21 protein-coding genes are annotated in these 23,369 nt (G+C 66.2%); 14 read left to right on the top strand and 7 right to left on the bottom strand.

The window, feature by feature from the left end; all coding sequences use genetic code 11:
* Positions 1-31: 31 nt before the first annotated feature.
* Together AC3FJ6_RS17460 and ampC are read right to left on the bottom strand one after the other, a co-directional pair.
* On the bottom strand, positions 32-466 hold the full coding sequence (locus tag AC3FJ6_RS17460) for a nuclear transport factor 2 family protein (RefSeq protein WP_488773015.1): 435 nt from the start codon (positions 464-466) through the stop codon (positions 32-34).
* Positions 467-798: 332 nt separating this feature from the next.
* A complete protein-coding gene (ampC, locus tag AC3FJ6_RS17455) occupies positions 799-2,025 on the bottom strand; it encodes a class C beta-lactamase (RefSeq protein ID WP_488773014.1) in 1,227 nt (408 codons plus the stop codon).
* 174 nt (positions 2,026-2,199) lie between these two features.
* On the opposite strand from ampC, the gene AC3FJ6_RS17450 reads away from it, so the two are divergent.
* Entirely contained in the window at positions 2,200-3,948 is a 1,749-nt protein-coding gene (locus AC3FJ6_RS17450; protein ID WP_488773013.1) for a Na/Pi cotransporter family protein, read from the top strand.
* Positions 3,945-4,367 carry a VOC family protein gene (locus AC3FJ6_RS17445; RefSeq protein ID WP_488773012.1) on the top strand — a complete coding sequence of 141 codons (423 nt, stop codon included), beginning with the start codon at positions 3,945-3,947 and terminating at the stop codon, positions 4,365-4,367. Before AC3FJ6_RS17450 ends, AC3FJ6_RS17445 begins: the two co-directional genes overlap by 4 nt.
* A 6-nt stretch (positions 4,368-4,373) precedes the next feature.
* Here AC3FJ6_RS17445 and AC3FJ6_RS17440 read toward each other — a convergent pair whose 3' ends face one another.
* Positions 4,374-4,736: a glyoxalase superfamily protein gene (locus AC3FJ6_RS17440; RefSeq protein WP_488773011.1), complete on the bottom strand. Its 363-nt coding sequence runs from the start codon at positions 4,734-4,736 to the stop codon at positions 4,374-4,376.
* 163 nt (positions 4,737-4,899) lie between these two features.
* On the opposite strand from AC3FJ6_RS17440, the gene AC3FJ6_RS17435 reads away from it, so the two are divergent.
* The 8 genes from AC3FJ6_RS17435 (at position 4,900) to AC3FJ6_RS17400 (ending at position 13,355) form a co-directional block, all read left to right on the top strand.
* Positions 4,900-6,063: an ATP-binding protein gene (locus AC3FJ6_RS17435; RefSeq protein ID WP_488773010.1), complete on the top strand. Its 1,164-nt coding sequence runs from the start codon at positions 4,900-4,902 to the stop codon at positions 6,061-6,063.
* Between the two features lie 144 nt (positions 6,064-6,207).
* Entirely contained in the window at positions 6,208-6,666 is a 459-nt protein-coding gene (locus tag AC3FJ6_RS17430; RefSeq protein WP_488773009.1) for a carboxymuconolactone decarboxylase family protein, read from the top strand.
* Positions 6,667-6,832: 166 nt separating this feature from the next.
* The gene (locus AC3FJ6_RS17425; protein WP_153950151.1) at positions 6,833-7,528 is read left to right on the top strand and encodes a FadR/GntR family transcriptional regulator; all 696 of its coding nucleotides are present in this window, start codon (positions 6,833-6,835) and stop codon (positions 7,526-7,528) included.
* A 28-nt stretch (positions 7,529-7,556) separates the two neighbouring features.
* Complete coding sequence (locus AC3FJ6_RS17420; RefSeq protein ID WP_488773008.1) at positions 7,557-8,969, top strand: FAD-binding oxidoreductase; 1,413 nt, start codon at positions 7,557-7,559, stop codon at positions 8,967-8,969.
* Positions 8,970-9,066: 97 nt separating this feature from the next.
* Positions 9,067-10,275 (top strand): efflux RND transporter periplasmic adaptor subunit, encoded by a 1,209-nt coding sequence (locus AC3FJ6_RS17415; RefSeq protein WP_488773007.1) that lies wholly within the window; start codon positions 9,067-9,069, stop codon positions 10,273-10,275.
* A gap of 3 nt (positions 10,276-10,278) precedes the next feature.
* Entirely contained in the window at positions 10,279-11,007 is a 729-nt protein-coding gene (locus tag AC3FJ6_RS17410) for an ABC transporter ATP-binding protein (protein ID WP_488773006.1), read from the top strand.
* 11 nt (positions 11,008-11,018) lie between these two features.
* Entirely contained in the window at positions 11,019-12,173 is a 1,155-nt protein-coding gene (locus tag AC3FJ6_RS17405) for an ABC transporter permease (RefSeq protein WP_488773005.1), read from the top strand.
* Between the two features lie 15 nt (positions 12,174-12,188).
* Complete coding sequence (locus AC3FJ6_RS17400) at positions 12,189-13,355, top strand: ABC transporter permease (protein WP_400394300.1); 1,167 nt, start codon at positions 12,189-12,191, stop codon at positions 13,353-13,355.
* Between the two features lie 39 nt (positions 13,356-13,394).
* Here AC3FJ6_RS17400 and AC3FJ6_RS17395 read toward each other — a convergent pair whose 3' ends face one another.
* Both AC3FJ6_RS17395 and AC3FJ6_RS17390 read right to left on the bottom strand, forming a co-directional pair.
* Entirely contained in the window at positions 13,395-14,339 is a 945-nt protein-coding gene (locus tag AC3FJ6_RS17395; protein ID WP_488773004.1) for a YihY/virulence factor BrkB family protein, read from the bottom strand.
* A gap of 79 nt (positions 14,340-14,418) precedes the next feature.
* Positions 14,419-15,309 (bottom strand): LysR family transcriptional regulator, encoded by an 891-nt coding sequence (locus tag AC3FJ6_RS17390; protein WP_488773003.1) that lies wholly within the window; start codon positions 15,307-15,309, stop codon positions 14,419-14,421.
* 124 nt (positions 15,310-15,433) lie between these two features.
* Between AC3FJ6_RS17390 and AC3FJ6_RS17385 the strand changes: the two genes are divergently transcribed.
* Both AC3FJ6_RS17385 and AC3FJ6_RS17380 read left to right on the top strand, forming a co-directional pair.
* Positions 15,434-17,344, top strand: coding sequence for an FUSC family protein (locus AC3FJ6_RS17385; RefSeq protein ID WP_488773002.1), 1,911 nt, complete (start codon positions 15,434-15,436; stop codon positions 17,342-17,344).
* A 158-nt stretch (positions 17,345-17,502) separates the two neighbouring features.
* Positions 17,503-17,805: a hypothetical protein gene (locus AC3FJ6_RS17380; protein WP_488773001.1), complete on the top strand. Its 303-nt coding sequence runs from the start codon at positions 17,503-17,505 to the stop codon at positions 17,803-17,805.
* Between the two features lie 87 nt (positions 17,806-17,892).
* Here the strand turns inward: AC3FJ6_RS17380 and AC3FJ6_RS17375 are convergent, their stop codons facing one another.
* Positions 17,893-18,474, bottom strand: coding sequence for a J domain-containing protein (locus tag AC3FJ6_RS17375; RefSeq protein WP_488773000.1), 582 nt, complete (start codon positions 18,472-18,474; stop codon positions 17,893-17,895).
* 391 nt (positions 18,475-18,865) lie between these two features.
* Between AC3FJ6_RS17375 and gdhA the strand changes: the two genes are divergently transcribed.
* Together gdhA and AC3FJ6_RS17365 are read left to right on the top strand one after the other, a co-directional pair.
* Complete coding sequence (gene gdhA / locus AC3FJ6_RS17370; RefSeq protein ID WP_092599559.1) at positions 18,866-20,209, top strand: NADP-specific glutamate dehydrogenase; 1,344 nt, start codon at positions 18,866-18,868, stop codon at positions 20,207-20,209.
* 201 nt (positions 20,210-20,410) lie between these two features.
* Positions 20,411-21,226: a hypothetical protein gene (locus AC3FJ6_RS17365; protein ID WP_488772999.1), complete on the top strand. Its 816-nt coding sequence runs from the start codon at positions 20,411-20,413 to the stop codon at positions 21,224-21,226.
* A gap of 56 nt (positions 21,227-21,282) precedes the next feature.
* Here the strand turns inward: AC3FJ6_RS17365 and AC3FJ6_RS17360 are convergent, their stop codons facing one another.
* Positions 21,283-23,298, bottom strand: coding sequence for an alkaline phosphatase D family protein (locus AC3FJ6_RS17360; protein ID WP_488772998.1), 2,016 nt, complete (start codon positions 23,296-23,298; stop codon positions 21,283-21,285).
* Positions 23,299-23,369: the final 71 nt, after the last annotated feature.

The raw sequence follows: 23,369 nt of genomic DNA, 5'->3' as shown, positions 1-23,369 counted from the left end.
GGGCTGAGGGCTGTGGGCTGTGGGCTGAAGACTACTCCGCGCCGGCCAGCACGGCCTTCTGGGCGGCCAGCCGGGCGCCCATGGCTTCGGCCAGCGCATGCAGGCCGGACATCGGCCGCACCATGACCTCGAACTCCTCGATCTTGCCGGCCTCGTCAAACCGCAGCATGTCGATGCCTTTCAGCGCCTTGCCATCGACCTCGGCACTGAATTCCAGCACGGCGCTCTTGCCATCGTCCGTGGCAAACATGCGGTGGTAGGTGAAGTTGTGGAACACCGTGTTCACCGTCTTCAGCACCAGCTTGATCGCCGCACGCCCCGGATATGGCGTATGCGCCACAGGCGAGCGAAATACGATGCGGTCCGACAGCAGCGGGTCCAGTTCTTCCATGGCATTGCGCGCCAGCAACGCGTGCCAGGCAGCCAGCGTCTGTTGCGCGGCGGGGTTCAGGCCTTGAACGTCCATGCAGGTCTCCTTGGGTGGCAAAGATGGGGATGGGCAATCTTCGGATAACTTATGCAACTGGTTGCATAAAAACGCATCGTAGCGTGTGGCCCGCCAAATTGCCAGCGCGATACCGCGATGCGGGGGAAGCCATGCACGGCCTGCATTCCGGGCCTGAACGCGGGGCCAAACTGCCAGAAATGCAAAATCAGACAAACGCCTACAGCTTGTGCATGTGCCTCACTCTAAGCTTCATCGCAGGACCTGACCCGTCCTGTTTAACCTCCCCCTGCAAGCCCGCCTGATTCGCGTCAGGCGGGTTCTTTTTTTGACGGCCAGCCGCCAGCCCCGACTTACCGGCCCTGCGGCGCGGACCCGATCCCGGCCGCTCCGGCTCCGTCCAGCGCCTGCAGGATCGCGTAGGCGGCCTGTACTCGCGCGGGGATCGGCAGATTGCGGTTGGCCAGCATCACCACGCCGATCCGCCGCCCCGGCACGAATGCCACATAGGCGCCAAACCCATTGGTCGAGCCAGTCTTGTTGATCAGGACGTCGGCCGGCGCCGGTTGCGGCGGATCGATGCGCTGCACGGCCTGGGCGTCGCGCACCATGCGCGCGTCGTTGCCGGCCTGCAGCACATCCAGCGATACCGGCCAGCCATAGCGTTCCCAGCCCAGTCCCTGCGTCATCCCGCCCACCCGGAAGTAGCCCGCATGGGTGGCGGCCAGCGCCTGGCGCAGGGCGGCGTCGGAGACAGCCTGCCCATCGATGTTCAGCTCCACGTAGCGGATCATGTCGGCGGCGGTGGTCTTGATGCCGTAGGCCTGCCCATCGAACACGCCGGCCGACGCGCGCACGGGCTTGTCGTCGCGGTAGCCCCATGCGTAGTGGACCATCTGCGCGCGGGGCACCTGCACCCACGAATGGGTCAGGCCGAGCTTCGGAATCAGTTGCCGCGCCATCGCGCTGTCGAACGAGGCGTCCAGCGCCTGGGCGGCCGCCAGGCCGAACAGGCCGACGCTGACGTTCGAATAGCGCCGCTGCGTGCCCGGTGCGGCGTCGGGCTGCCAGCGGCGCAGCCATTCGATCATCTGCGGCATGGTATTGACGGCGTCCGGCACCTGCAGTGGCAGCCCGCCCGCCGTGTACGTGCCCAGTTCCAGCAGGCTGATACGGTCGAACGCGCTGCCGGCAAGCCTTGGCAGGTAGCGGGTGGCCTTGTCATCGAGCGAGAGCACGCCGCGCGCTTGCGCCCAGGCTGCCAGCGTGGCCGTAAAGGTCTTGCTGACCGATCCGATCTCGAAAAGCGTGTCGTCGGTAACGGGCCGGTTGCCCTGCCGCGAGGCCACGCCATAGTTGAAGATCCGGTGCTGGCCGCCGGCGGTAATCGCCACAGCCATGCCCGGCACCTGGTACTGGGCCATGACCGGCTGCACCGCCGCATCGACAGCCCGTTGGATGGCATCGGCATCGGCCGCCTGTGCCGCCTGTGCCGACCCGGCAATCGCCAGCGCGGACAGTCCGGCCCACAGCGGAGGAAGGATGGCAAGGCAACGCAAAGTGCGAGCGGCTGGAGGCATGGGCGGACATAAGGTGGCTGGGGCGAGGACGCATTGTAGCCGTGGCGATGGCGCGCAACGAGGGCCGGCGACCCGGGTTCGGCCCCGCTGCGGCGTGGCCGGCAGATTCAGCCGATAGCGGCCTACAATAGCGGCCAACTACGGCGGCTTCGCCGTCCCGATAGGTCTATCGCCATGCAGCCTGGTGCGTCGCTGAACCTGCTTGAAATCGTCGGCCTGCTGGTGGGCGGGCTGGCCCTGTTCCTGTACGGACTCGATTGCATGACAGGCGGCCTCAAGGCTATTGCCGGGGCGCGGCTGCAGTCGCTGCTTGGCACGCTGACGGCCAGCCGCTGGCGCGGCGTGCTGGCCGGAGCGGGCATCACCGCGCTGCTCAATTCGTCCACCATCACCACGGTCCTGCTGGTCGGCTTTGTCTCGGCGGGGCTGATGACGCTGGCGCAGTCGATCCCGGTCATCATGGGCGCCAATATCGGCTCCACGCTGACCGCCCAGATCATCGCCTTCAATATTTCCGCGATCACGCCGTTCCTGCTGGCGCTGGGCTTCCTGCTGCATGGTTTTGCAAAGCGCGAACTGTTGCGCCAGCTGGGCGGCGTGCTGCTGGGCCTGGGGCTGCTGTTCCTGGGCATCGAGTTCATGGGCAACGCCACCCGGCCGCTGCGCAATTTCGAGCCATTCATCGCCGCGATGCAGGACATGCGCAACCCGCTGCTGGGCATCGTGATCGGCGCGGTATTCACGGCCATCGTGCAGAGTTCGGCCGCCACGCTGGCCATTGTGATCGCGCTGGGCAGCCAGGGGCTGATTCCGCTGGAATCGGGCATCGCGCTGATCCTGGGCGCCAATGTCGGCACCTGCGGCACGGCACTGCTGGCGGCCATCGGCAAGAATGCCGAGGCCACGCAGGTGGGCATCGTCCATCTGCTGTTCAATGTGCTCGGCGTGCTGTTCTTTGCGTTCATCATTCCGCAGTTCGCGGAGCTGGTGCGGATGGTGTCGCCGAGCGCGCCCGCGCTGACCGGGGCGGCGCGGCTGGCCGCCGAAACGCCGCGCCAGGCCGCCAATGCCCATACCATCTTCAGCCTGTTCAGCACGGCCATCCTGATCTGGTTCACGGGGCCCATCGGCCGGCTGGCCCAGCGCATCGCGCCGGCCACGCGCAAGACGCTGCACGACCCGGGCGTGCCGCGCTACCTCGATGACACGCTGCTCGACATGCCCGCGCTGGGTATCGCGCGCGTGCAACTGGAACTGGCCAGCCTGGGCCGGCAGGTGCAGGGGCTGGTGGAGCGTGGCGCCGATATCGCCGTACGCGGCACGGCGCAGGACGCGGTGGCCATCGCCGGGCAGGACCAGTCAGCGGAATCGCTGAGCACGGCCATTCTCGGCTATATCGGCCAGTTGTCCGATGGCAACGACAGCGAGGACGAAAGCCACCAGATGGTGGGTCTGACCCGCATCGCGGCCACGCTCGATGCCATCCGCGAAGTGGCTACCACGAGCATGCTGGCGCTGAGCCAGCGCCGGCTGTCGCAGGGCGCCGCCACCGAGCGCCTGGACCGCCTGCGCAATGCCGATGCCATGGCATTTGCGTCGGCCGTCATCGCCCAGCTGGAAAGCGCGGTGAATACGGTGGTGCATCCCGATATCGACGCCGTGGCCCGCATCGTGGCGGCCAAGCCGGCGCTGGAATCCATGGCCGCCACCGCCCGGCAGGCCATCATGGCCGAACTGCATCTGCGCAGCCCCGAAGACGTGGCCAACTTCCGGCTGGCCAACGACATGATCGAACATCTGAACGAAATCGCGCGGCTGTCGCGCGCCATCGCCAAGGCCACCGCATCGCTGCGCGACATACGCCTGGACGATGTCGCCGCCGTGCCATCGCCCGTGCCATCGCCCATCAAGGAGACCCCATGAAACCCCGCATCTCGGTGCTGACGCTCGGCGTGACCGACCTCGAACGCGCGGTGGGCTTCTATCGCGATGGCCTTGGCCTGGCCACGCCGGGCATTGTCGGCAAGGAATTCGAACACGGCGCGGTGGCCTTTTTCGACCTGCAGGCCGGCCTGAAGCTGGCGCTCTGGGCACGCGACAATCTGGCCTGGGATACCGGGCTGCCCCCCAGCGCGCCCTGCCCCACCGGCTTCTCGATCGGCCACAACGTGTCCAGCAAGGGCGAGGTGGACCAGGTGATGGCGCAGGTGGAACGCGCGGGCGGGACCATCGTCAAGCCGGCCCAGGATACGTTCTATGGCGGCTACGCCGGCTACTTCCAGGACCCGGACGGCAATCTCTGGGAAGTGGTGTGGAATCCGTCGATCCTGCCGGCCGATTGATGCCTGCTACGCCGTCTGCTGGCAGAAGCAGAGCCGGTTGCCGAACGGGTCCTTGACCTGCAGCTGGCGGCCCCAACCGGCGTCTTCCACGCCGGGCCTGGCATAGCGGTACTGCCGCGCGGTCAGTTCCCGGTGGAGCGCATCCACGTCGTCGATCGGCACGAAGATGGCTGACCCCGGCGTGGCGTCGCCGTGGTGCTCGCTGAGATGCAGCGTCAGCCCGGACCGCGAGACCTGGGCATAGAGCGGGAAGTCGTCGCCAAACCGGTGTTCCCAGTCCAGCGTGAAGCCAAGGAAGTCGAGATAGAACTCTTTCGCCTTGTCGACCGAGAAGATGCGCAGGATTGGGATAGCGGGTGAAAGTTGCATGGGAGGCCCCGGGATCGCGGCAAAGTGCCATTCTGCCACCGGAAGCACGTGCGCAAATGCCTTCTTGTCCACTTCAAACACGCAGATCCCGGTCTTAAGCTTTTATTTCGATTTATAAAAACCCTATAATTATGGGAATCCAATAATTCAGACCAAACCCGCCATGACCTACGTCTTCAAGCGTCCAGAGCTTGCCCGCCAGATGGCGCGGCAGTTGCTGCATCCGAGCGTGCTGGACGAAGGGCTACGTTCCGGCCTGTTCCTGTCGGGCCTGCGGCGCATCGGCAAGACCACGTTCCTGGTCAACGACCTGATACCGGCGCTGGAAGACTTGGGCGCCATCGTGATCTACGTCGATCTGTGGAGCGATACCCAGCGCAGCCCCGCCACCCTGATCCGCGACGCCATCCGCGAAAAGCTGTCCGAACTGGAATCGCTGCCCGCCGCCGCCGTGCGCAAGCTACGGCGGCTGGCCGGCGCCGATATCGGGGCGCTCGGCTTCAAGTTCGGGTTCAAGCTGGACACGCTGGGCGAGCCCGGCGGCGCCACGCTGGCCCAGGCGCTGAAAGAGGTGGTGGACCAGGGCCGAACCGATGTGGTGCTGATTGTCGATGAAGTGCAGCACGCCATCACGTCCGAGGAAGGCAACCAGATGCTGCTGGCGCTGAAAGCCGCGCGTGACGCCATCAATCCCCGGCCGAACACGTCCGGGCACTTCCTGTTCGTCGGCACGGGGTCGCACCGCGCGCTGGTCGGGGAGCTGACGGCGCGCCGCAACCAGGCGTTCACGGGCGCCACGTCGGTGGCCTATCCGGTGCTGGACAAGGAATACGTGGCCTACCTGCTGGAACGGCTGTCCGCCGAGGGCTTTACCGCCCAGCCTTCGTTGGAGGTGGCCGTCAAGGCGTTCCAGACGCTGGGCAACCGGCCCGAGGAAATGATCAAGGCGCTGCGCCAGCTGCATTTCCACCTGCCGCCCGGCAGCGATCCCGACGAACACCTGCCCGTGATTGCCAACACGCTGCGCTCGACCGCCGCCGATATCGAACTGATGAAGCTGGAACAACTGGGCGGCCTGGCCACGGCCATCTTCGACCGGATTGCCTCGGCCGACGGCGATGCGCGCGGGCTGTTCTCGGCCGATGCCGCCGCGGCCTACTCGAAGGCCATCGGCCGGGAGGTCAAGGTGGAAGAGGCGCAGCCGGTGGTCAATGAACTGATGGCCACCAACCTGATCATGCGCAAGGGCCACGGGCTGTATGGCATCACCGACCCGTTCGTGCAGGAGATGTGGCGCGAGCGCAAGGCGATCGAAGGCAAGCTCTGACCGCCGGCCGACGCGCCGGCAACAGAAAGATTTTCGGAAAACCTGTCACAACTGCGCCTCGCCGTTCGTCTTATGGACAAACGGATGCGAATTGCCGCGTCCGTCTTCCTGAATCCGACAAATTCTGACGAATTGGAGAACCGCATGTCTGCACGCCTCAACTTCTTCCCCCTTGCCCAGGCCAGCCAGAAGGCCTTGATCGCACTGTCGCAATCGTGCAAGAAAAGTTCGCTTGGCGAACGGTTGGTCGAAATGGTCCAGTTGCGCGTATCGCAACTGAACGGCTGCGGCCTCTGCATCGATATGCACTGGCGCGACCTGATCAAGCAAGGCGTTGACCCCCGCCATCTGAACGCCATCGCCGGCTGGCGCGAGGCCCCGTTCTTCGATGCCCGCGAGCGCGCCGCGCTGGGCTGGGCCGAGGCCATGAACGCCCTGCCCCTTCGCGACGATACGGACGCCGCCTATCTGGCACTGCGCGAACACTTCAGCGAGGAAGACATCGCCCAGCTTTGCTATACCGTGGCCGCCATCCGCGCCTGGAACGTGATGAACCTGAGCCTGCGCAACCAGATTCCGCTGAACCCGCCGCCGGGGATGTAAATCCCCGGGTTGTCTCTCGCTCTCCCGGCCTGTACATGCCCATGCGGGAGAGAGGAGAAAGCTTCAGGCCGCCCCTCGCCCGCCCGCTGCCGCCGCACCTCGACGCGCCCACATAAGGGTAAATACCTGGTTTTCATATAACCAGAAGAGCGTAAGGTGCTGGCCTATGCAGACACGGCCCATCACCTTGACCGAGCGCGTCATCCAGCAGTTGCGCGGCGAGATCGCCGACGGGACATTTCCCGTCGGGGCGCGGCTGCCCACGGGCAAGCAGCTATCGGAGCGTTATGGCGTCAGCGCCGCCGTCATCCGCGAGGTCACTGAACACTTGCGTTCGCAAGGGATGATCGAGAGCCGCCAGGGCCTGGGCAGCACCGTGCGATCGCGTGTCAGCGACAGCGGATTCCGCCTGGCTGGCAGTGCCGACGCCACCGACCTGGCCGCGATTTTCGAGTTGCGGATCGACCTGGAAAGCGCGGCGGCGGCCATGGCCGCCCGGCATCGCACCGAGGCGGACGTGACGCGGATGGGCGCCCTGCTCCAGACAATCGCCGCGCATATCGACGATCCCGACCATGGCGTGGAACCCGACATCCAGTTCCATATCGCCATCGCCACCGCCACGCACAACCCGTATTACCTTCAATTGCTGCAGTACATGAACCTGCAGCTTCACCACGCCGTGCGCGCCGCCCGCGTCAATTCCAGCCGCCAGCCGGGCCTGCCGCGGCAGGTGCACGGCGAACACGTGGCGATCTTCGACGCCATCCGCGCGCGCGACGCCGAACTGGCCCGCCAGCGCGCCACCGAACACCTGCGCAATGCCGCGGGCCGCCTGGGCCTGCCGCTGCGCCAATCGTAATTTCTCCATTTCGCTTCCATTGCCGATCATGTTCGATACCGCATTCGCCCAACGCCTGACCGAAGCCCTTGGCCCAGAGGTGGTTGCCACCGCGCCCGATGACGTGGCGCCCTGGCTGTCCGATTGGCGCGGCCTGTACAAGGGCCACGCGCAGGCCGTGGTGCGGCCGCGCACGACCGAACAGGTGGCGCAGGCGGTGGCGCTGTGCCAGCAGTCGGGCGTGCCGGTGGTGCCGCGCGGCGGCAACACCGGCCTGTGCGGCGGCGCGGCGCCCGGCAACAGTCCCGCCAACGTGGTGATCAGCCTGGATCGCATGGACAAGATCCGCTCGATCGACACCATCGCCAACACCATGGTGGCCGAAGCGGGCTGCATCCTGGGCAACCTGCGCCGCGCCGCCGAGGAAAACGACCGCCTGTTCCCGCTGTCGCTGGCGGCCGAGGATTCGTGCCAGATCGGCGGCAACCTGGCCACCAACGCCGGCGGCGTCAACGTGGTGCGCTATGGCATGACGCGCGAACTGGTGCTGGGCGTGGAAGCGGTGCTGCCCAGCGGCGAAGTCTTTCACGGCCTGCGCACGTTGCGCAAGGACAACACCGGCTACGACCTCAAGCAGCTGCTGATTGGATCGGAGGGCACGCTCGGCATCATCACGGCCGCCGCGCTGCGTCTGTCGCCCCGCGCCGATTCGCGCGCCGTGGTGCTGGCCGCCGTGGAATCGTCGCAACAGGCGCTGGAACTGTATGCGCTGCTGTTCGCCCGCTGCGGTGCCCGGCTGCAGGCTTACGAGTTCTTCACCGGCGCCTGCCTGGACCTGGTGCTGACCCACGCCGAAAACGTCCAGGCGCCATTTGCCGAGCGCCATCCGGCCTATGTGCTGCTGGAAATTGCCGATACGGCGTCCGAAGACGTGCTGAACGCGCTACTGGAATCGGTCATTGGCGATGCGCTGGAACAGGGCCTGTGCCGGGACGCGGCCGTTTCCGCGTCGCTGGCCCAGCTGCAGGGCCTGTGGCGCCTGCGCGAGGAAATCTCCGAGGCGCAGCGCGCCGACGGCCTGCACCTGAAGCACGACGTATCGCTGCCGATCGAAAGCATTCCGGCCTTCATGGCATCGATGGAAGCCCGCCTGCTGGCGCGGTACCCGGGCATCCGGCCGTTCATCTTCGGCCATTTCGGGGATGGCAACCTGCACTACAACCTGTCGCGCCCGCTTGGCGCGGACCCGAAATGGGCACTCGGCGACGGCAAGGCCGTCAGCGACGAGGTGATGGAGGAAGTGGCACGCTACAACGGCAGCATCAGCGCCGAGCACGGCATTGGCCAGCTCAAGCGCGACGCCTTCCTGGCCCTGAAAGATCCGCTGGAACTGCGGCTGATGCGCGCCATCAAGCAGGTGTTCGACCCCAGCGGCATCATGAATCCGGGCAAGCTGCTGTAACGGCGTCCGGTGGACGTTCTTTCAGGCGCTTTACCCCCTTGCACAATCGCTATACTGGGAGCCTTTTTCTGCATACCGCAACCAAACGGTTCCCAAATTGGCTGATCAAGACCTGAGCAAGCTGAAAATCGACCGCAGTGCCATGGCGCCCGCGCCACGCCGGCGCCGCCGCTGGGTGCGCTACGCGATCATCGCGGCGATCCTGCTGGTGGTGATTGGCGTGGGCGCCCGGCTGGCGGGCCCGCAGCCTGTGGAGACCACCACGATCACGGCGGCCTACCCTTCCCAGAACTACACGCTGCTGAACGCCACGGGTTACGTCGTACCCCAGCGCAAGGCCGCGGTGGCCTCCAAGGCTCAGGGCCGGCTCGAATGGCTGGGCGTGCTGGAAGGCTCGCGCGTCAAGAAAGACGAGATCATCGCCCGTGTGGAAAGCCGCGACGTGGCGGCTTCGGCCGCCCAGGCGCGCGCGCAGGTGCAGGTGGCCGAAGCCAACCTGCAGTTGCAGCAGGCCGAACTGCGCGATGCCGAGGTCAACCTGAAGCGGTCGGAGATGCTGCTGGAGCCGAAGGCCATCTCGAAGCAGCAGTACGACGCCGACCTGGCCCGCTACAACAAGGCACGCGCGTCGATCAGCAATGCCCAGGCATCGATCACGTCGGCCAGGGCCAACGCCCGCGCGGCCGAGGTCTCGGTCGAGCAGACCGTGATCCGCGCCCCGTTCGACGGGGTGGTGCTGATCAAGCACGCCAACGTCGGCGACAACATCACGCCGTTCTCGGCCGCCGCCGACACCAAGGGCGCGATCGTGACCATCGCGGACATGGACACGCTCGAAGTGGAAGCCGACGTCGCAGAATCGAACATCGCGAAGATCACGGTGGAGCAGCCCTGCGAGATCCTGCTCGATGCGCTGCCCAACCTGCGCATGGCCGGGCGCGTGTCGCGCATCGTGCCGACCGTGGACCGGTCCAAGGCCACAGTGCTGGTCAAGATCCGCTTTGTCGACCGCGACCAGCGCGTGCTGCCCGACATGAGCGCCAAGATCGCCTTCCTGTCCAGGCCGGTGCCGCCCGAAGACAGCAAGCCGCTGACCGCGGTGCAGCCATCGGCCGTGGTGGAGCGTGACGGCAAGGCCGTGGTGTTCGTGGTGGCCGACGGCAAGGTCAGGCAGGTGCCGGTGACCCGGGGCGCAAAGATTGGCGAACTGCAGGCCGTCCAGGGCGTGAAGGCCGGCGAGACCGTGGTGCTGGCACCGGCCGACAAGCTGTCGGACGGCGCCCGCGTCACCGTCACAAAGAAGTAAGCCATGGCCACGCCGCTCGACCCTTCCGCCCCAGCAACCGCCGGCGCCCCGCTGGTTTCGATCCGCCACCTGGCCAAGTCGTACCAGCGTGGCGCGCAGACCGTGCCGGTGCTGTCGGACATCTCGCTGGACATCGCGGCCGGCGACTTTATCGCGCTGATGGGTCCGTCCGGGTCCGGTAAGAGCACGTTGCTGAACCTGATTGCCGGCATCGACCGGCCCGACAGTGGCGAACTGCTGGTGGGCGGTGTCGATATTTCGGAGCTGCCCGAGGCCTCGCTGGCCGACTGGCGCGCCGCGCACGTGGGTTTCATCTTCCAGTTCTACAACCTCATGCCGGTGCTGACCGCTTTCGAGAACGTGGAACTGCCGCTGATGCTGACGCGGCTGGGCCGCGCCGAGCGGCGCGAGCGTGTGGAAATGGTGCTGGGCATGGTCGGGCTGGCCGGCCGCATGGACCACTATCCCACCGAACTGTCTGGCGGGCAGCAGCAGCGTGTGGCCATCGCCCGGGCGCTGATTACCGATCCGACGCTGATCGTGGCCGACGAGCCCACGGGCGACCTGGATCGTAGTTCGGCCACAGATATCCTTGCCATGCTGCAGCGGCTCAATAGTGACCTGGGCAAGACCATCATCATGGTCACGCACGACGCCCATGCGGCCGAGGCCGCCCGGTCGCTGGTCCATCTGGAAAAAGGCGAACTGCTCCAGAGCGAGCGGCGCGCCTGAGGCATCGGTCCATGTTCCTGCCCAAGCTGATCGCCCGCAACGCCATGCGCCACAAGCTGCGCACGGCGCTGACCGTGCTGGGCCTGGTGATCGCGGTGCTGGCCTACGGCCTGTTGCAGACCGTGGTCGATGCCTGGTATGCGGGCGCGTCGGCGGCTTCCAACGCACGACTGGTGACCCGCAACGCCATCTCGCTGACGTTTGCATTGCCGCTCAACTACGAGTACCGGATCAAGGGCGTCGATGGCGTGACCCAGGTGGCGCGCTCGAACTGGTTCGGCGGCGTCTACCGCGACCCCAAGAACTTCTTTGCCCAGTTCGCCGTCTCGGATAACTACCTGGACCTGTACCCCGAGTTCATCGTCCCGCCCGCACAGCGCGCCGACTACCAGCGCGACCGCCGCGGGGCGCTGGTGGGCCGGCAGCTGGCCGACCTGTACGGCTTCAAGATTGGCGACGTCATCCCGATCAAGGGCACGATCTACGCCGGCACGTGGGATTTCGTCGTGCGCGGCATCATGGACGGCCGTGACGACAGCACGATCACGCGCCAGATGGTGTTCCACTGGGACTACCTGAACGAAACCGTGCGCAAGAAGAATCCCAGGCAGGCCGACCAGGTGGGCGTCTTTATCCTGGGCGTCGATAACCCGGACAATGCCGCCGCGATCTCGCGCAACGTCGACAACGTGTTCAGGAATTCGCTGGCCGAGACGCTGACCGAGACCGAACAGGCCTTCCAGCTTGGCTTTGTGGCGATGTCGAACCAGATCATCGCGGCGATCCGCGTGGTGTCCTATGTGGTGATCGTCATCGTGATGGCCGTGATGGCCAATGCCATGGCCATGAGCGCACGCGAGCGCATCACCGAGTACGCCACGCTGAAGGCGCTGGGCTTCGGGCCGGGCTTTCTGTCACTGCTGGTTTTTGGCGAATCGATGATCATCAGCGCGTTTGGCGGGGCGCTTGGCATGGTATTGACGCCGCCCGCGGCCCGCTTCTTCAAGCAGGCGGTGGGCGGGGTGTTCCCGGTGTTCACCGTGTCGCACGAGACCATGGCGATGCAGGCCGGCTGTGCGCTGGTGGTGGGGCTGGCCGCCGCCATCGTGCCGGCGGTGCAGGCGGCCCGGGTGCGCATCGTCGAGGGCCTGCGGGCCATCGGCTGACCGGATCGCGCGCCAATGGTCATCCCGCTCCATTACATCGCCCGCAACGTCTGGGCCCGGCGTCTGACCACGGCGCTGACGGCCGGCGGCCTCGCGCTGGTGGTCTTTGTGTTCGCGACGATGCTGATGCTCGATGCCGGGCTGAAGCAGACGCTGGTGACCACGGGCGAGCGCGACAACGTGGTGGTGATCCGCAAGGGCGCCGAGACCGAGATCCAGAGCGCGATCACGCGCGACCAGGCCGCCGCGCTGGAGATGTATCCGTCCATCGCCATGACGCCCGAAGGCCGCCCGATGGCCTCGCGCGAAGCCGTGGTGCTGATTTCGCTGACCAAGACTGGCTACACCACGCCGTCGAACGTGGTGATCCGGGGCGTATCGCCGCTGGGCGTGCCGCTGCGGCCGCAGGTGCGGCTGACCGAGGGGCGCGTATTCAAGCCGGGGTCGTCGGAGATCATCGTCGGCAGCAGCATCGCCAAGGGCTACGGCAACGTGCGCATTGGCGATCACTTGCGCTTTGCCCAGCGCGACTGGACCGTGGTGGGCCATTTCGATGCCGGCGGCAGCGGTTTTGATTCCGAGATCTGGGGCGATGTGGACCAGCTCATGCAGTCGTTCCGCCGCGCCAGCTATTCGTCGATGGTGCTGCGGCTGGCCAACACCGACGCCTTCGACAAGTTCCGCGCCGACATCGACGTCGACCCGCGCCTGGCGAACGAGGCCAAGCGCGAGCAGCAGTTCTACAGCGACCAGTCCAAGGCGCTGTCGGCGTTCATCAATATCCTGGGGCTCACGCTGACGACCATCTTCTCGGTGGCGGCCATGATCGGCGCCATGATCACGATGTACGCATCGGTGGCCAACCGCGTGGGCGAGATCGGCACGCTGCGTGCGCTGGGCTTCCAGCGCGCCAACGTGCTGATGGCCTTCCTGATCGAGGCGGTGCTGCTGGGGCTGGTGGGCGGCATCGCCGGTCTGCTCTGCGCGTCGCTGATGCAGTTCGCATCGTTTTCCACCACCAACTTCCAGACCTTTGCCGACCTGTCGTTCCGCTTTGTGCTGACGCCGGCCATCATCGTCAAGACGCTGCTGTTCTCGATGGCGATGGGCCTGATTGGCGGATTCCTGCCGGCGCTGCGGGCGTCGCGGCTCAATATCGTGGATGCGCTGCGGGCCCGGTAAGCCGCGCGGCCAACGAGCAAGCCCCCCTTTCGAAGCGATTCAGGGCGGCGCCTCGCCGTGCCGCCGGGGAGCCTGACGCTCGCGCGATTCCGGTTTGGCGCGCAGCGACCCGAAGCGGTTGGCATAGAGCCACGTGAATTCCGCCCCCAGCAGGAAGATTTGCGCGGAGTAGTACACCCAGACCAGCACCACCACCAGGGACCCGGCCGCGCCGTAGCCGGTGGCCACGCCCGTCTTGCCGATATACAGGCCGATCAGCAGCTTGCCCACCGTGAACAGCACCGACGTGACCACGGCACCCAGCCAGACGTCGGGCCATTTCACGGCCGCGTGCGGCATGATCTTGTAGATCATCGCGAATACCACGGTCACCAGCACAAAACTCAGGCTCATGTCGAGCAGGTGCCCCAGCAGCTCACCCTCGCCCAGCATCGGCGTCCAGTACCGGCCGATGGCCGCCAGCGCCGCGCTGGCCACCAGCGAGACGATCAGCAGAAAGCCGATGCCCAGGATCATGCCGAACGACAGCACCCGCGCGCGCAGCAGTTCCCAGATGCCGGAAGGCTTCTTGCGCTCGGGCACGCGCCAGATGCGGTCCAGGGCATCCTGCAGTTCGGCAAAGACCGTGGTGGCGCCGACGAACAGCGTGACGGTACTGAGCACCGCCGTGAGCGATCCCTTGGCGGGCGAACTGAGCGAGATCAGCATGCTTTCGATGGCCTTGGCGCCCTCCACGCCCACCAGGCCGCCAAACTGCTCGACCACCGCGCCGCGCGCCGCCTCGTCGCCATACACCAGCCCGGCAATGGCAATCACGATCAGCAGCAGCGGCGCCACGGAAAAGACCGTGTAGTACGCGAGCGCCGCGCCCATGCTGGGCGCATAGTCGTCCAGCCATGCCGAGACGGTGTCGCGCAGCAATCGCGCAAAGCTCCGGACCGATCGTCTTTCCGCCACCTTCTGCTGCATCGTCAGGACTCCCATGCGGCTCCTGACTGAAGCCTAGAGGCTGTGCGGCAGGCCAGGTATCGGTCGGGGTCTGACAGATTCCGCCGCCAGCGGCCTACCCCATCACCTCCTCGCAGACCTGCAGCCACGCCCGGGCCGCGTGGGACAGGTAGCGCCCCGGCGACCAGATATGGGCCAGGGCCCAGTCCATGGTGGGTTCGGTCAGGCGCGCCACGGCGAGTTTGTCGCGGGTCTCCAGCCGCTTGAGCAGCGGCTCGGGCAGGAAGGTCGTGCCCAGGCCGGCGGCGGCCATCGATGCCAGGAAGTCCCAGTGCCCGCTTTGCGCCACCACTTGCGGCTCGATGCGGGCTTCCAGAAACGCCTGCCGCAACTTGCGCGTCAGCGAGAACTCGTCGGTCAGCATCACCAGCGGTTCGTCGCGCAGGGCCTCCAGCGTCACCGTACGGCTGCTGGCCCAGGCGGCGCGATGCGGGCCGACGGCCCAAATTGGATATTTTGCGAACTGGCGCGTCTCCAGCGCCAGGCCGGTATCGCCGGGCAGGACCGTGGCACCCACTTCAAGTTCACCATTCGCCACTTGTTGTTCGACGACTTGGCCCCCGTGCTCGGACAGGGTCAGTTGCAGGTTGGGATATCGCTTGCGAAACGCACTGACGGCTGGCGAGAAGAACAGGTTGACCATCGGCGGGATGCCGACGGTGAGCTGACCGCGCCCCAGCGATGACAGATCCGCCACTTCGAGCGTGAGCCGATGCACCACCCCGAGCGCCTCCTGGCCCCGGTCGTACACCACCCGGCCCACGTCGGTCAGCCGCACCGACTTGCCCTCTCGAATCAGCAGCGGCTGGCCGACCTCGTCCTCCAGTTGCTTGACCATCTTGCTGATGGTCGATTGCGTGACGTAGAGCGACGATGCCGCCTGGGTGAAGCTTTTCAGGCGCGCGGTCTCCACGAAATAACGCAGCGCGCGGATGTCGATGGGCATGTCAGGCCTTTCATGAAAATTCCGACTGAAGCCGCGAATTTTAAATCATGGATGGAATTTCTGTGAGCCGACTACACTGCCGCTCCTACGCCCCCAATTGCCGGACCCCCGGCGCATCCCCATCATGGCTAGCTGGCCGCATGCCCGACAGTGGCTGTTTTCGCTGAAGGCATTCGCTGCCGCGATGCTGGCGCTCTACATCGCCCTGTCTTTCGGCCTGCCGCGCCCGTACTGGGCCATGGCCACGGTCTATTTCGTGTCGAACCCGCTCACGGGCGCCACGCGCTCCAAGGCCGCCTATCGCGTGGCCGGCACGATACTCGGCGCGATGGCGGCCGTGATCACCGTGCCGCAACTGGTGAGCATGCCGATCGTGCTGATGGGCGCCATCGCGCTGTGGATCATGGCGCTGGTCTACCTGTCGCTGCTGCAGCGCACGCCGCGCAGCTATGTGTTCCTGCTGGCGGCCTATACCTTGCCGATCGTCGCGCTGCCCGCCGTCATGCAACCGGCCGACATCTTCGATATCGCCGTGGCGCGCATCGAGGAGATCGTGATCGGCATCGTTTGCGCGAGCCTGGTCGGCGCCATCGTGTTTCCGGCCAAGGTGGCGCCCGCGCTGCGCGAACGGGCGCGCATCTGGCTGGACGATGCGGCGGCGTGGGCCAGCGATATCGTGGCCGCCAACCCGCGCGCCGCCGCCAGCCGGCACCGCCTGGCGGCCGATATGCTGGCGCTGGACCAGCTGATCGTCCATCTGTCGTTCGATATCGAGAGCCGACAGGCCGTGGATCACGCACGCGCGCTGCGTGGCCGCATGTCGCGGCTGATGCCGGTATTGTCCAGCCTGGAAAGCGTGCTGCAGGCGCTGCGCGAAACGCCCGATGCCAGGGCGCCCCGGCTGCCGCGCGCGGCGCTGGAACAGGCGGCCGCCCTGCTGCACACCCGCCACACGGTGCTGATGGGCGTCTGCGCCGACCTGCGGCAACGCATCGTGGACCGGCCAGACACGCCGCCGGGCCATCCAGCGGGCACCGGTACGGCTGGCAGGGACGCCGGGCGCGATCCCGAGCCCGAAGGCGACACGCTCCACCACGACCACGCCATGCTGGTCTTCGGCGCGGTATCGGCCGGGCTGGCCGTGTTCTGCGCCGGCCTGCTGTGGATCTTCTCCGGCTGGGAAGATGGCGGCGGGCCGGTGGCGGTGTCGGCCATCGCCTGCTGCTTTTTCGCCACCATCGACGAGCCGCGCCCCGTGGCGCGATCGTTCATCCGCTGGGCCGCGATCTGCCTGCTGATCTCGTCGTTCTACCTGTTCATCGTCGTGCCGCATGCGCAGACGTTCGAGACGCTGGCCGGCATGCTGTCAGTGCCGTACCTGGGCATTGGGCTGCTGATCCAGCGCCCCGGCTTCAACCTGATCGCCATGCTGCTGTCGGTCAATACCGCGTCGTTTGCCAACGTGCAGGCCGTCTATGACGCCAACTTCATCGGCCTGTTCAATACCAACCTGGCAAATGCCGGCGCGATGCTGTTCGCGCCGCTGTGGGCCATGCTCGCGCGGCCGTTCGGTGCGCACGTGGCGGCGCAGCGGCTGATCCGCGCAAGCTGGCAGGATCTGGCGCGGGCGGCCACCTGGCGAGGCGCCGACGCCCACACGCGCGTGGGTGCGCGGATGCTGGACCGCCTGGGGCAACTGATGCCACGGCTCGGCGCGGGCGGTGGCCGCCTGGCTTCGGATGGCTTCACCGAACTGCAGATCGGCTACTGCACGGTGACGCTGCAGCGCGCGCTGCCGTCGCTGCCCGGTGCGGCCCGCAAGCCGGTGCGTCGCGTGCTGGGTATCGTGGCGCGCCATTTCCGCGCGCAGATCCGGTCCGGCCACGGCGTTGCAGTGCCAGATACCCTACATCCGTGGATCGAAGCGTCGCTCGGGCCGCTGGCCGCGCTGCAGGATCGCGCCCTGGCCGCCGACGTTCAGTGCGCGCTCGTGGTGCTTGGCGTCACGATGCGCGCACATGAAAAAACCGACTGATCCATGATTTTTTAAATCATCACAGGAATGCTCTGGGCGACCTACACTTCGTCCCGTGCCGCACCACTCCGATGCGACATCGCTCACAAGGCGTTCCGGACGGCGCGTCCTCCCCACCCCCGCCGACGCACCGTCCCCCAATCAGTTGAAGACAAGAGATGCACAACAACACGATCAAATCCCTGCTTGCCACCACGATGCTCTGCGCCTGCACGCTGGCTGCCGCGCAATCGGGCCACGGCATGCAAGACCGCGGCGTCGATGCCGACCGCTACGGCTATACGATGCACAACGGCCCCCGCGACGTCTTTACCGAAGGCGCCAATGTCCTGGAAAAGCGCGATGTCTACAGCCAGGGTGCCTATGGCACGCGCAAACCCGACCCGTACACCGACGGCGCCCACACCCTCGCCGGACGCGACCGCACCGGCGTGTCGGCGCCGCCGGCCCACAGCGCCTGATCGGCCTGCGCCCTGCTTCTTTTCTGCTTTGTTCTCAGCGAGATGAGACCTTGTACCGCGTCCTTCGGGACGCGGTTTTTTTTATGTTCAGCGGAACCTGAACAGGCCTTCCCAGAACGATTCGAAGGCACTGGCGGGCTTGTGCGCCCGGACCGAATCGGCCGACGGCTGCGGGGCGGCCTCGGTGGCCGGCGTGTCGTCGGGCTCGACGGCCGCCTTGCGCGACTCGTGCAGGGCCCAGACGCTGTCGGCGATACGGCCAGCGAGGTCCGGCTCGCAGTCCCGGCCCAGCAACACGCCAAACAGCACGTCGCGGCCGTGGCCGTCGTCGGCAAAGCGCATGGCGATGGCGACCATCTTCTCGTAGTGTTCCTGCGCGATGCGGCGGGCGGCTTCCTGGGCTTCCTGCTCCTGGGCTGCTTGCTCGGCGTGCTCGGCCTCCCAGCGGCGCATTTCCCGTTCGAAGACGTCGTCGTAGACCTGCCGCTGCTCGGCATCGGACAGGATCGAATAGGCATCGCGAATCTGCTGGAACGCGGCATGGGCCTCTGCCTCGCGACCCGGATTGCGGTCCGGATGCCACTTCATGGCGGCGCGGCGATAGGCGCGCTTGATCTCTTCGAGGGTGGCGTCGGACTCGACGCCAAGCGTCGCGTAGAGCGTGGTCATGGGGATGGGGCGGATATGGCGGCAGCGGCAAACGCGGTCATGCTAGCACGGCGTCGGGACGCCAATTTCCGCCAGCTTTGGCCTGCGACGAACCGTCCACTTTCCGGAGCGGGCGACGGCTGCCAACGTCGCTCCACATGACGGCGGCATCATGTTCCAGATGAATTTGGCCCCATTCTGGTGCTAAGCTTCGTGCCTGTTCGAGACATCCAGCCATAAGCCTCAATGTTCGGACATTGACGGCATCTGTCGACCTCCGCGCCCGGGTTTCCCACCAGGACGCATGCCACGGCGCCAACCCGACGCGCCATTCCAGGACGGCCCTGTTTCCCCCGCCGCTACGGCCAGGATGCCGGCGCCACAACAGCCCAGAAGACAAGACTGAGACATCGTGACTTTCCAATCCATCGATTCCTTCCTGGCCGGCGTTGCCCGGCGTGACCCCAACCAGCCCGAGTTCTTCCAGGCCGTGAAGGAGGTCATGATGACCTTGTGGCCGTTCGTCGAGCGCAACACGCGCTACCGCGAACAGGCGCTGCTGGAGCGATTGGTGGAGCCCGAGCGCGTGATCCAGTTTCGCGTGGCCTGGACCGACGACCGCAACCAGGTACAGGTGAATCGGGCGTTCCGGGTTCAGCACAGCTCGGCGATCGGCCCGTACAAGGGCGGCATGCGTTTCCACCCGACCGTGAACCTGTCGGTGCTGAAGTTCCTGGGCTTCGAACAGACCTTCAAGAATGCGCTGACCACGCTGCCCATGGGCGGCGGCAAGGGCGGCTCGGACTTCGACCCCAAGGGCAAGTCCGACGCCGAAGTGATGCGCTTCTGCCAGGCGCTGATCGCCGAACTGCACCGCCACCTGGGGCCCGATACCGACGTCCCGGCGGGCGACATCGGCGTTGGCGCGCGCGAAGTCGGCTTTATGGCCGGCATGATGAAAAAGCTGTCGAACCAGTCCGCCTGCGTCTTCACGGGCAAGGGCCTGGCCTTTGGCGGCAGCCTGATGCGCCCCGAAGCGACCGGCTACGGCACCGTGTACTTCGCGCAGGAAATGCTGCATCGGCGTGGCCGCGACTTCAACGGCCTGCGCGTGCTGCTGTCCGGTTCGGGCAACGTGGCGCAGTACGCGGCCGAGAAGGCCATCGAACTGGGGGCCAAGGTGCTGACGGTGTCGGACTCCGGCGGCGTGCTGCACTTTCCGCAAGGCATGGACAGCGAACAGCTTGCGGCGCTGATGACGTTCAAGAACGAGACACGCGGCCGCCTGGCCGACTTCGCCGCGCAGCACGACCTGCGCTTCGAGGCCGGCAAGACGCCGTGGCATGTGCCTGCCGACGTGGCGCTGCCGTGCGCCACCCAGAACGAACTGGACGGCCACGACGCCGAGCGACTGCTGTCGAACGGCGTATTTTGCGTGGCCGAGGGCGCCAACATGCCATCGACGCTCGACGCCGTGGACCGCTTCGTGGCCGCGCGCATCCTGTACGCCCCGGGCAAGGCCAGCAATGCCGGCGGCGTGGCCACGTCGGGCCTGGAAATGTCGCAGAATGCCATGCGCATGGCCTGGCATCACGCCGACATCGACGAAAAGCTGCACGCGATCATGAAAGACATTCACGGCAACTGCATCCACTACGGCCAGAAAGACGATGGCTACATCAATTACGTGGAAGGCGCCAACATCGCCGGCTTCGTCAAGGTGGCTGACGCCATGCTGGCGCAGGGCGTGATCTGACGGGCAAGCCGGCGGCCCGGGGCGCGGATCGGGCCCGTTGGCTTCACAAAACTGGAGAAAATGCGACGAGAATGGCCTCGTCGCTTTTTTTTCACACCGTGACATTGCGCAAAAAGCACGCCCCTCTTTCTTGGGGTCTGGATTCCATCCTGCACGGCCGTTAACCGACCCGTATCTATCCCACCATAAGGAGAGAGCTTCATGGGTCGTCGTTATCTGGTCGCGCTGGTGCTGGGCGCGAGTGTTCTGGCAGGCTGCGCCACGGTGCAAAAGCCGATTCCCGCCACCCGCGCCTTGTTCGACAACAAGGAGCGCGTGGTGGCCGTTGCCATCGAGAAAATGCCCGAGCCGGGTCAGGTCATGCTGGGCAACCAGGGTTTGCTGGACATCGCGATCAACCGCGCCAACGCCAAGGCCATCGTCGATCGGCTGCAGAAGCAAGACTTCACGGTGGTGAGCGGCCTGCCCGAAGCGTTCCGCAAGGGCCTGGAGTCGCGCCAGATCCCGGTTGTCATGATCGCGGAGCCGATCGATACGGCAACCATCCCCAAATTTACCGAAGGGTCCGGCGAAGGCATGGCCCTGCGCGACTATCGCCCGCTGGCAAAAAAATACAAGGCCGACAAGCTGCTGCTCGTGACGGCACGCTCGCTGGGCACCGTCCGGTCCTACTACGCCTTCATGCCGCTGAGCGCACCGGAGGGCTACGTCGCCTTGACCGGACAGCTGATCGACCTGTCGACCAATCGTCTCGAATGGTATGAGCGCGTGGAGACCTATGCGAGTGCCAAGGGCGACTGGGACCAGGCACCCGAGTACGACAACCTGATGCACGCGGTGGATGAAAGCACGCGCGCGGCGGCGGCGAAGCTGCGCGGCGCGTTCTTCATGGAACGGATCAGCCCGACAGCCCCCGTGGCGCCGGCCGCCCCGGTCGCAACGGCCGCGCCCGCCGTACCGACGGCGTCCGCCGTGCCGCCGGTGGCCGGTTCGGCCGCCAACGCTTCGGCCCAGTAACACCGCCCAGCGCGGGGCGAAGGCAGGTCAGCCTGCCCCGTCCCGCCAGCCAGACGCTAGCGCACGGTTACGTCGGCCGTATTCGCCGCAACCTCCAGCACCTTGGTGCTTGCCGTCGCCGGCGACGGTGCCGTGCCCCCGGAAAGCCGCTGCATCACGTGGAATGTGCAAGTGAGCTTGTCGGGCGTCAGCGTCACGACTGCGTACCCCTCCGCGTTGGTGTTCACATGCCGCAGCCACGGGTTGAACGTGCGCAGCGTGCTGTCCAGCGTGTCGGTCACCGTGCCGCCCACATTGCTATAGATCAAATCGCGCAGGGCCGCGAACGCCTGGTCGTTATCGACGAGCTTGCGCACGGAATTGAGCAGCGTGTTGCTCGACAGCCCGGCAGTGACCAGATCGACCATCACGGGCGCAGGGCTGGCGGCGTCGTAGTCGTCCATCACCTGGCCGGCAAAGAACGCGTGGATGTCGCCGCTCAGCGTCACGACGTTGCGCACGTTGTGGGTCTTCAGGAACGCCATCAGGTTCTTGCGCTCGGCATTGAAACCGTCCCACTGGTCGGCATTGAAAATCATCTTGCCCAGCAGCGAAACGGGCGGCAGGCGCGATTCGACGAATGGCTTGACGTTCGCATCGAAGGTGGCCGTGTTGATGCCGGCCTGCGACAGGACGTTGCGCAGCGCCGTATAGGCCAGGCCCGCATAGGTGCCGGCCGTTCGCGCCGCCGCGAGATCGCCGGCCAGCGCCGTGGCCAGCGCGTTTTCGACCGAGGCCAGCGCGCCGTTGGACGATACCAGCGCCCGAGCGATCAGGGTCGATATGGCTTGCGTGATATCCACCTGCATCCGCAGCATCGCCAGCTCGTTGCCCCAGAGCTTCCAGGTGGTGTTGGCGCCGCCGACCCGGTCCTGCCACCAGGCGCGCTGCGTGTCGCCCAGCATCGACACGGGTGTCAGTGCCCCGCCAGCGGCCGAGATCTTGGCGGCTTCGGCCGAGGCCAGCTTGTCGGCCGCCACCAGGTACCGGCTGCCGACCGCACTGCCCACCGATTCCTCGGTAATGACATGGTCCGCACGATACAGGCGTTCGTCCGTCATCATCAGCGTGGCCAGATTGCCAAACGTGAACGAGCGGTAGATCTGGATGTCCTGGAACGACGGATTGGCCGGATCGAAGCTGACATCGGCCGGCATGTATTCGAACCAGGCCTGGTTGGCGGCACGCCGGCGCGCGGTACGCGGCGTGAGGTCGTCATCGGCGGCGTAGGTCTGGCGGTCCTGCCAGCAGTTGTCGGAAAACTCGTGGTCATCCCAGATCGCGATCATCGGCGCCGCCGCGTGCAGTGCCTGCAGCCGGGCATCGTTCCGATAGCTGCGGTACAGGTAGCGATAGTCGTCGAGCGTGGTGGCATAGACACTGCCATCGGGCAGGACCGTGCCGTTGGGCAACTTCAGCGCGGTGTGCCGGTCCTCGACGTTGCCGGCGCGCGAGCCGCCGGGCACCGCTTCGTAGACGTAGTCGCCCACGTGGACGATGAAGTCCAGGTCCTGCTGCGCCAGCTCTTCCATGCCGGCCCAGTGGTTGACGTTCCAGTCCTGGCAGCTCACGAAGGCAAAGTGCAGCTGCGCCAGCGCGGTGCCGGCCGGCGCCGCCGTGCGGGTGCGGCCAACGGTGCTGGCCCGGTTGCCGAGCAGAAAGCGGTAGTAGTACCGCGTACCGGCCGTCAGCCCCGTGACCTTGTTGCGGATCGTATAGTCCCATTCGGGGCGTGCCATCAGGGGCTGGTTCACAAGCAGGCTCTGCGGCGGAAAATCCGCCTGCGTGGACACCTGCAGCCGCACCACCACGGGCCGTTTGCCGTTGCTGCCCTCGACGCGTGTCCACACGATCACGCTGTCCGGTCGCGGATCGCCTGAGGCCACGCCGTGGACGAAGTTGAAGTTTTCGGGATTGCCGGTATCGGACGGTTGTTCGTCCCCGCCTCCGCCACCGCCGCAGGCGGCAAGCCCGCCAGCGGCAACGGAAACGGTAAGAAAACCTCCCAGCTTGAGAAAATGACGACGGTCCATGACTGGTTCCTGTATGTGGGGACACGGACAGCCAGGGACGGGATGCCACGCAAGTCGCATCGGGGCTGTCT

The organism is Cupriavidus sp. 94F1, from assembly GCF_057798875.1.
This window is presented reverse-complemented; position numbering and strand designations above follow the sequence as displayed.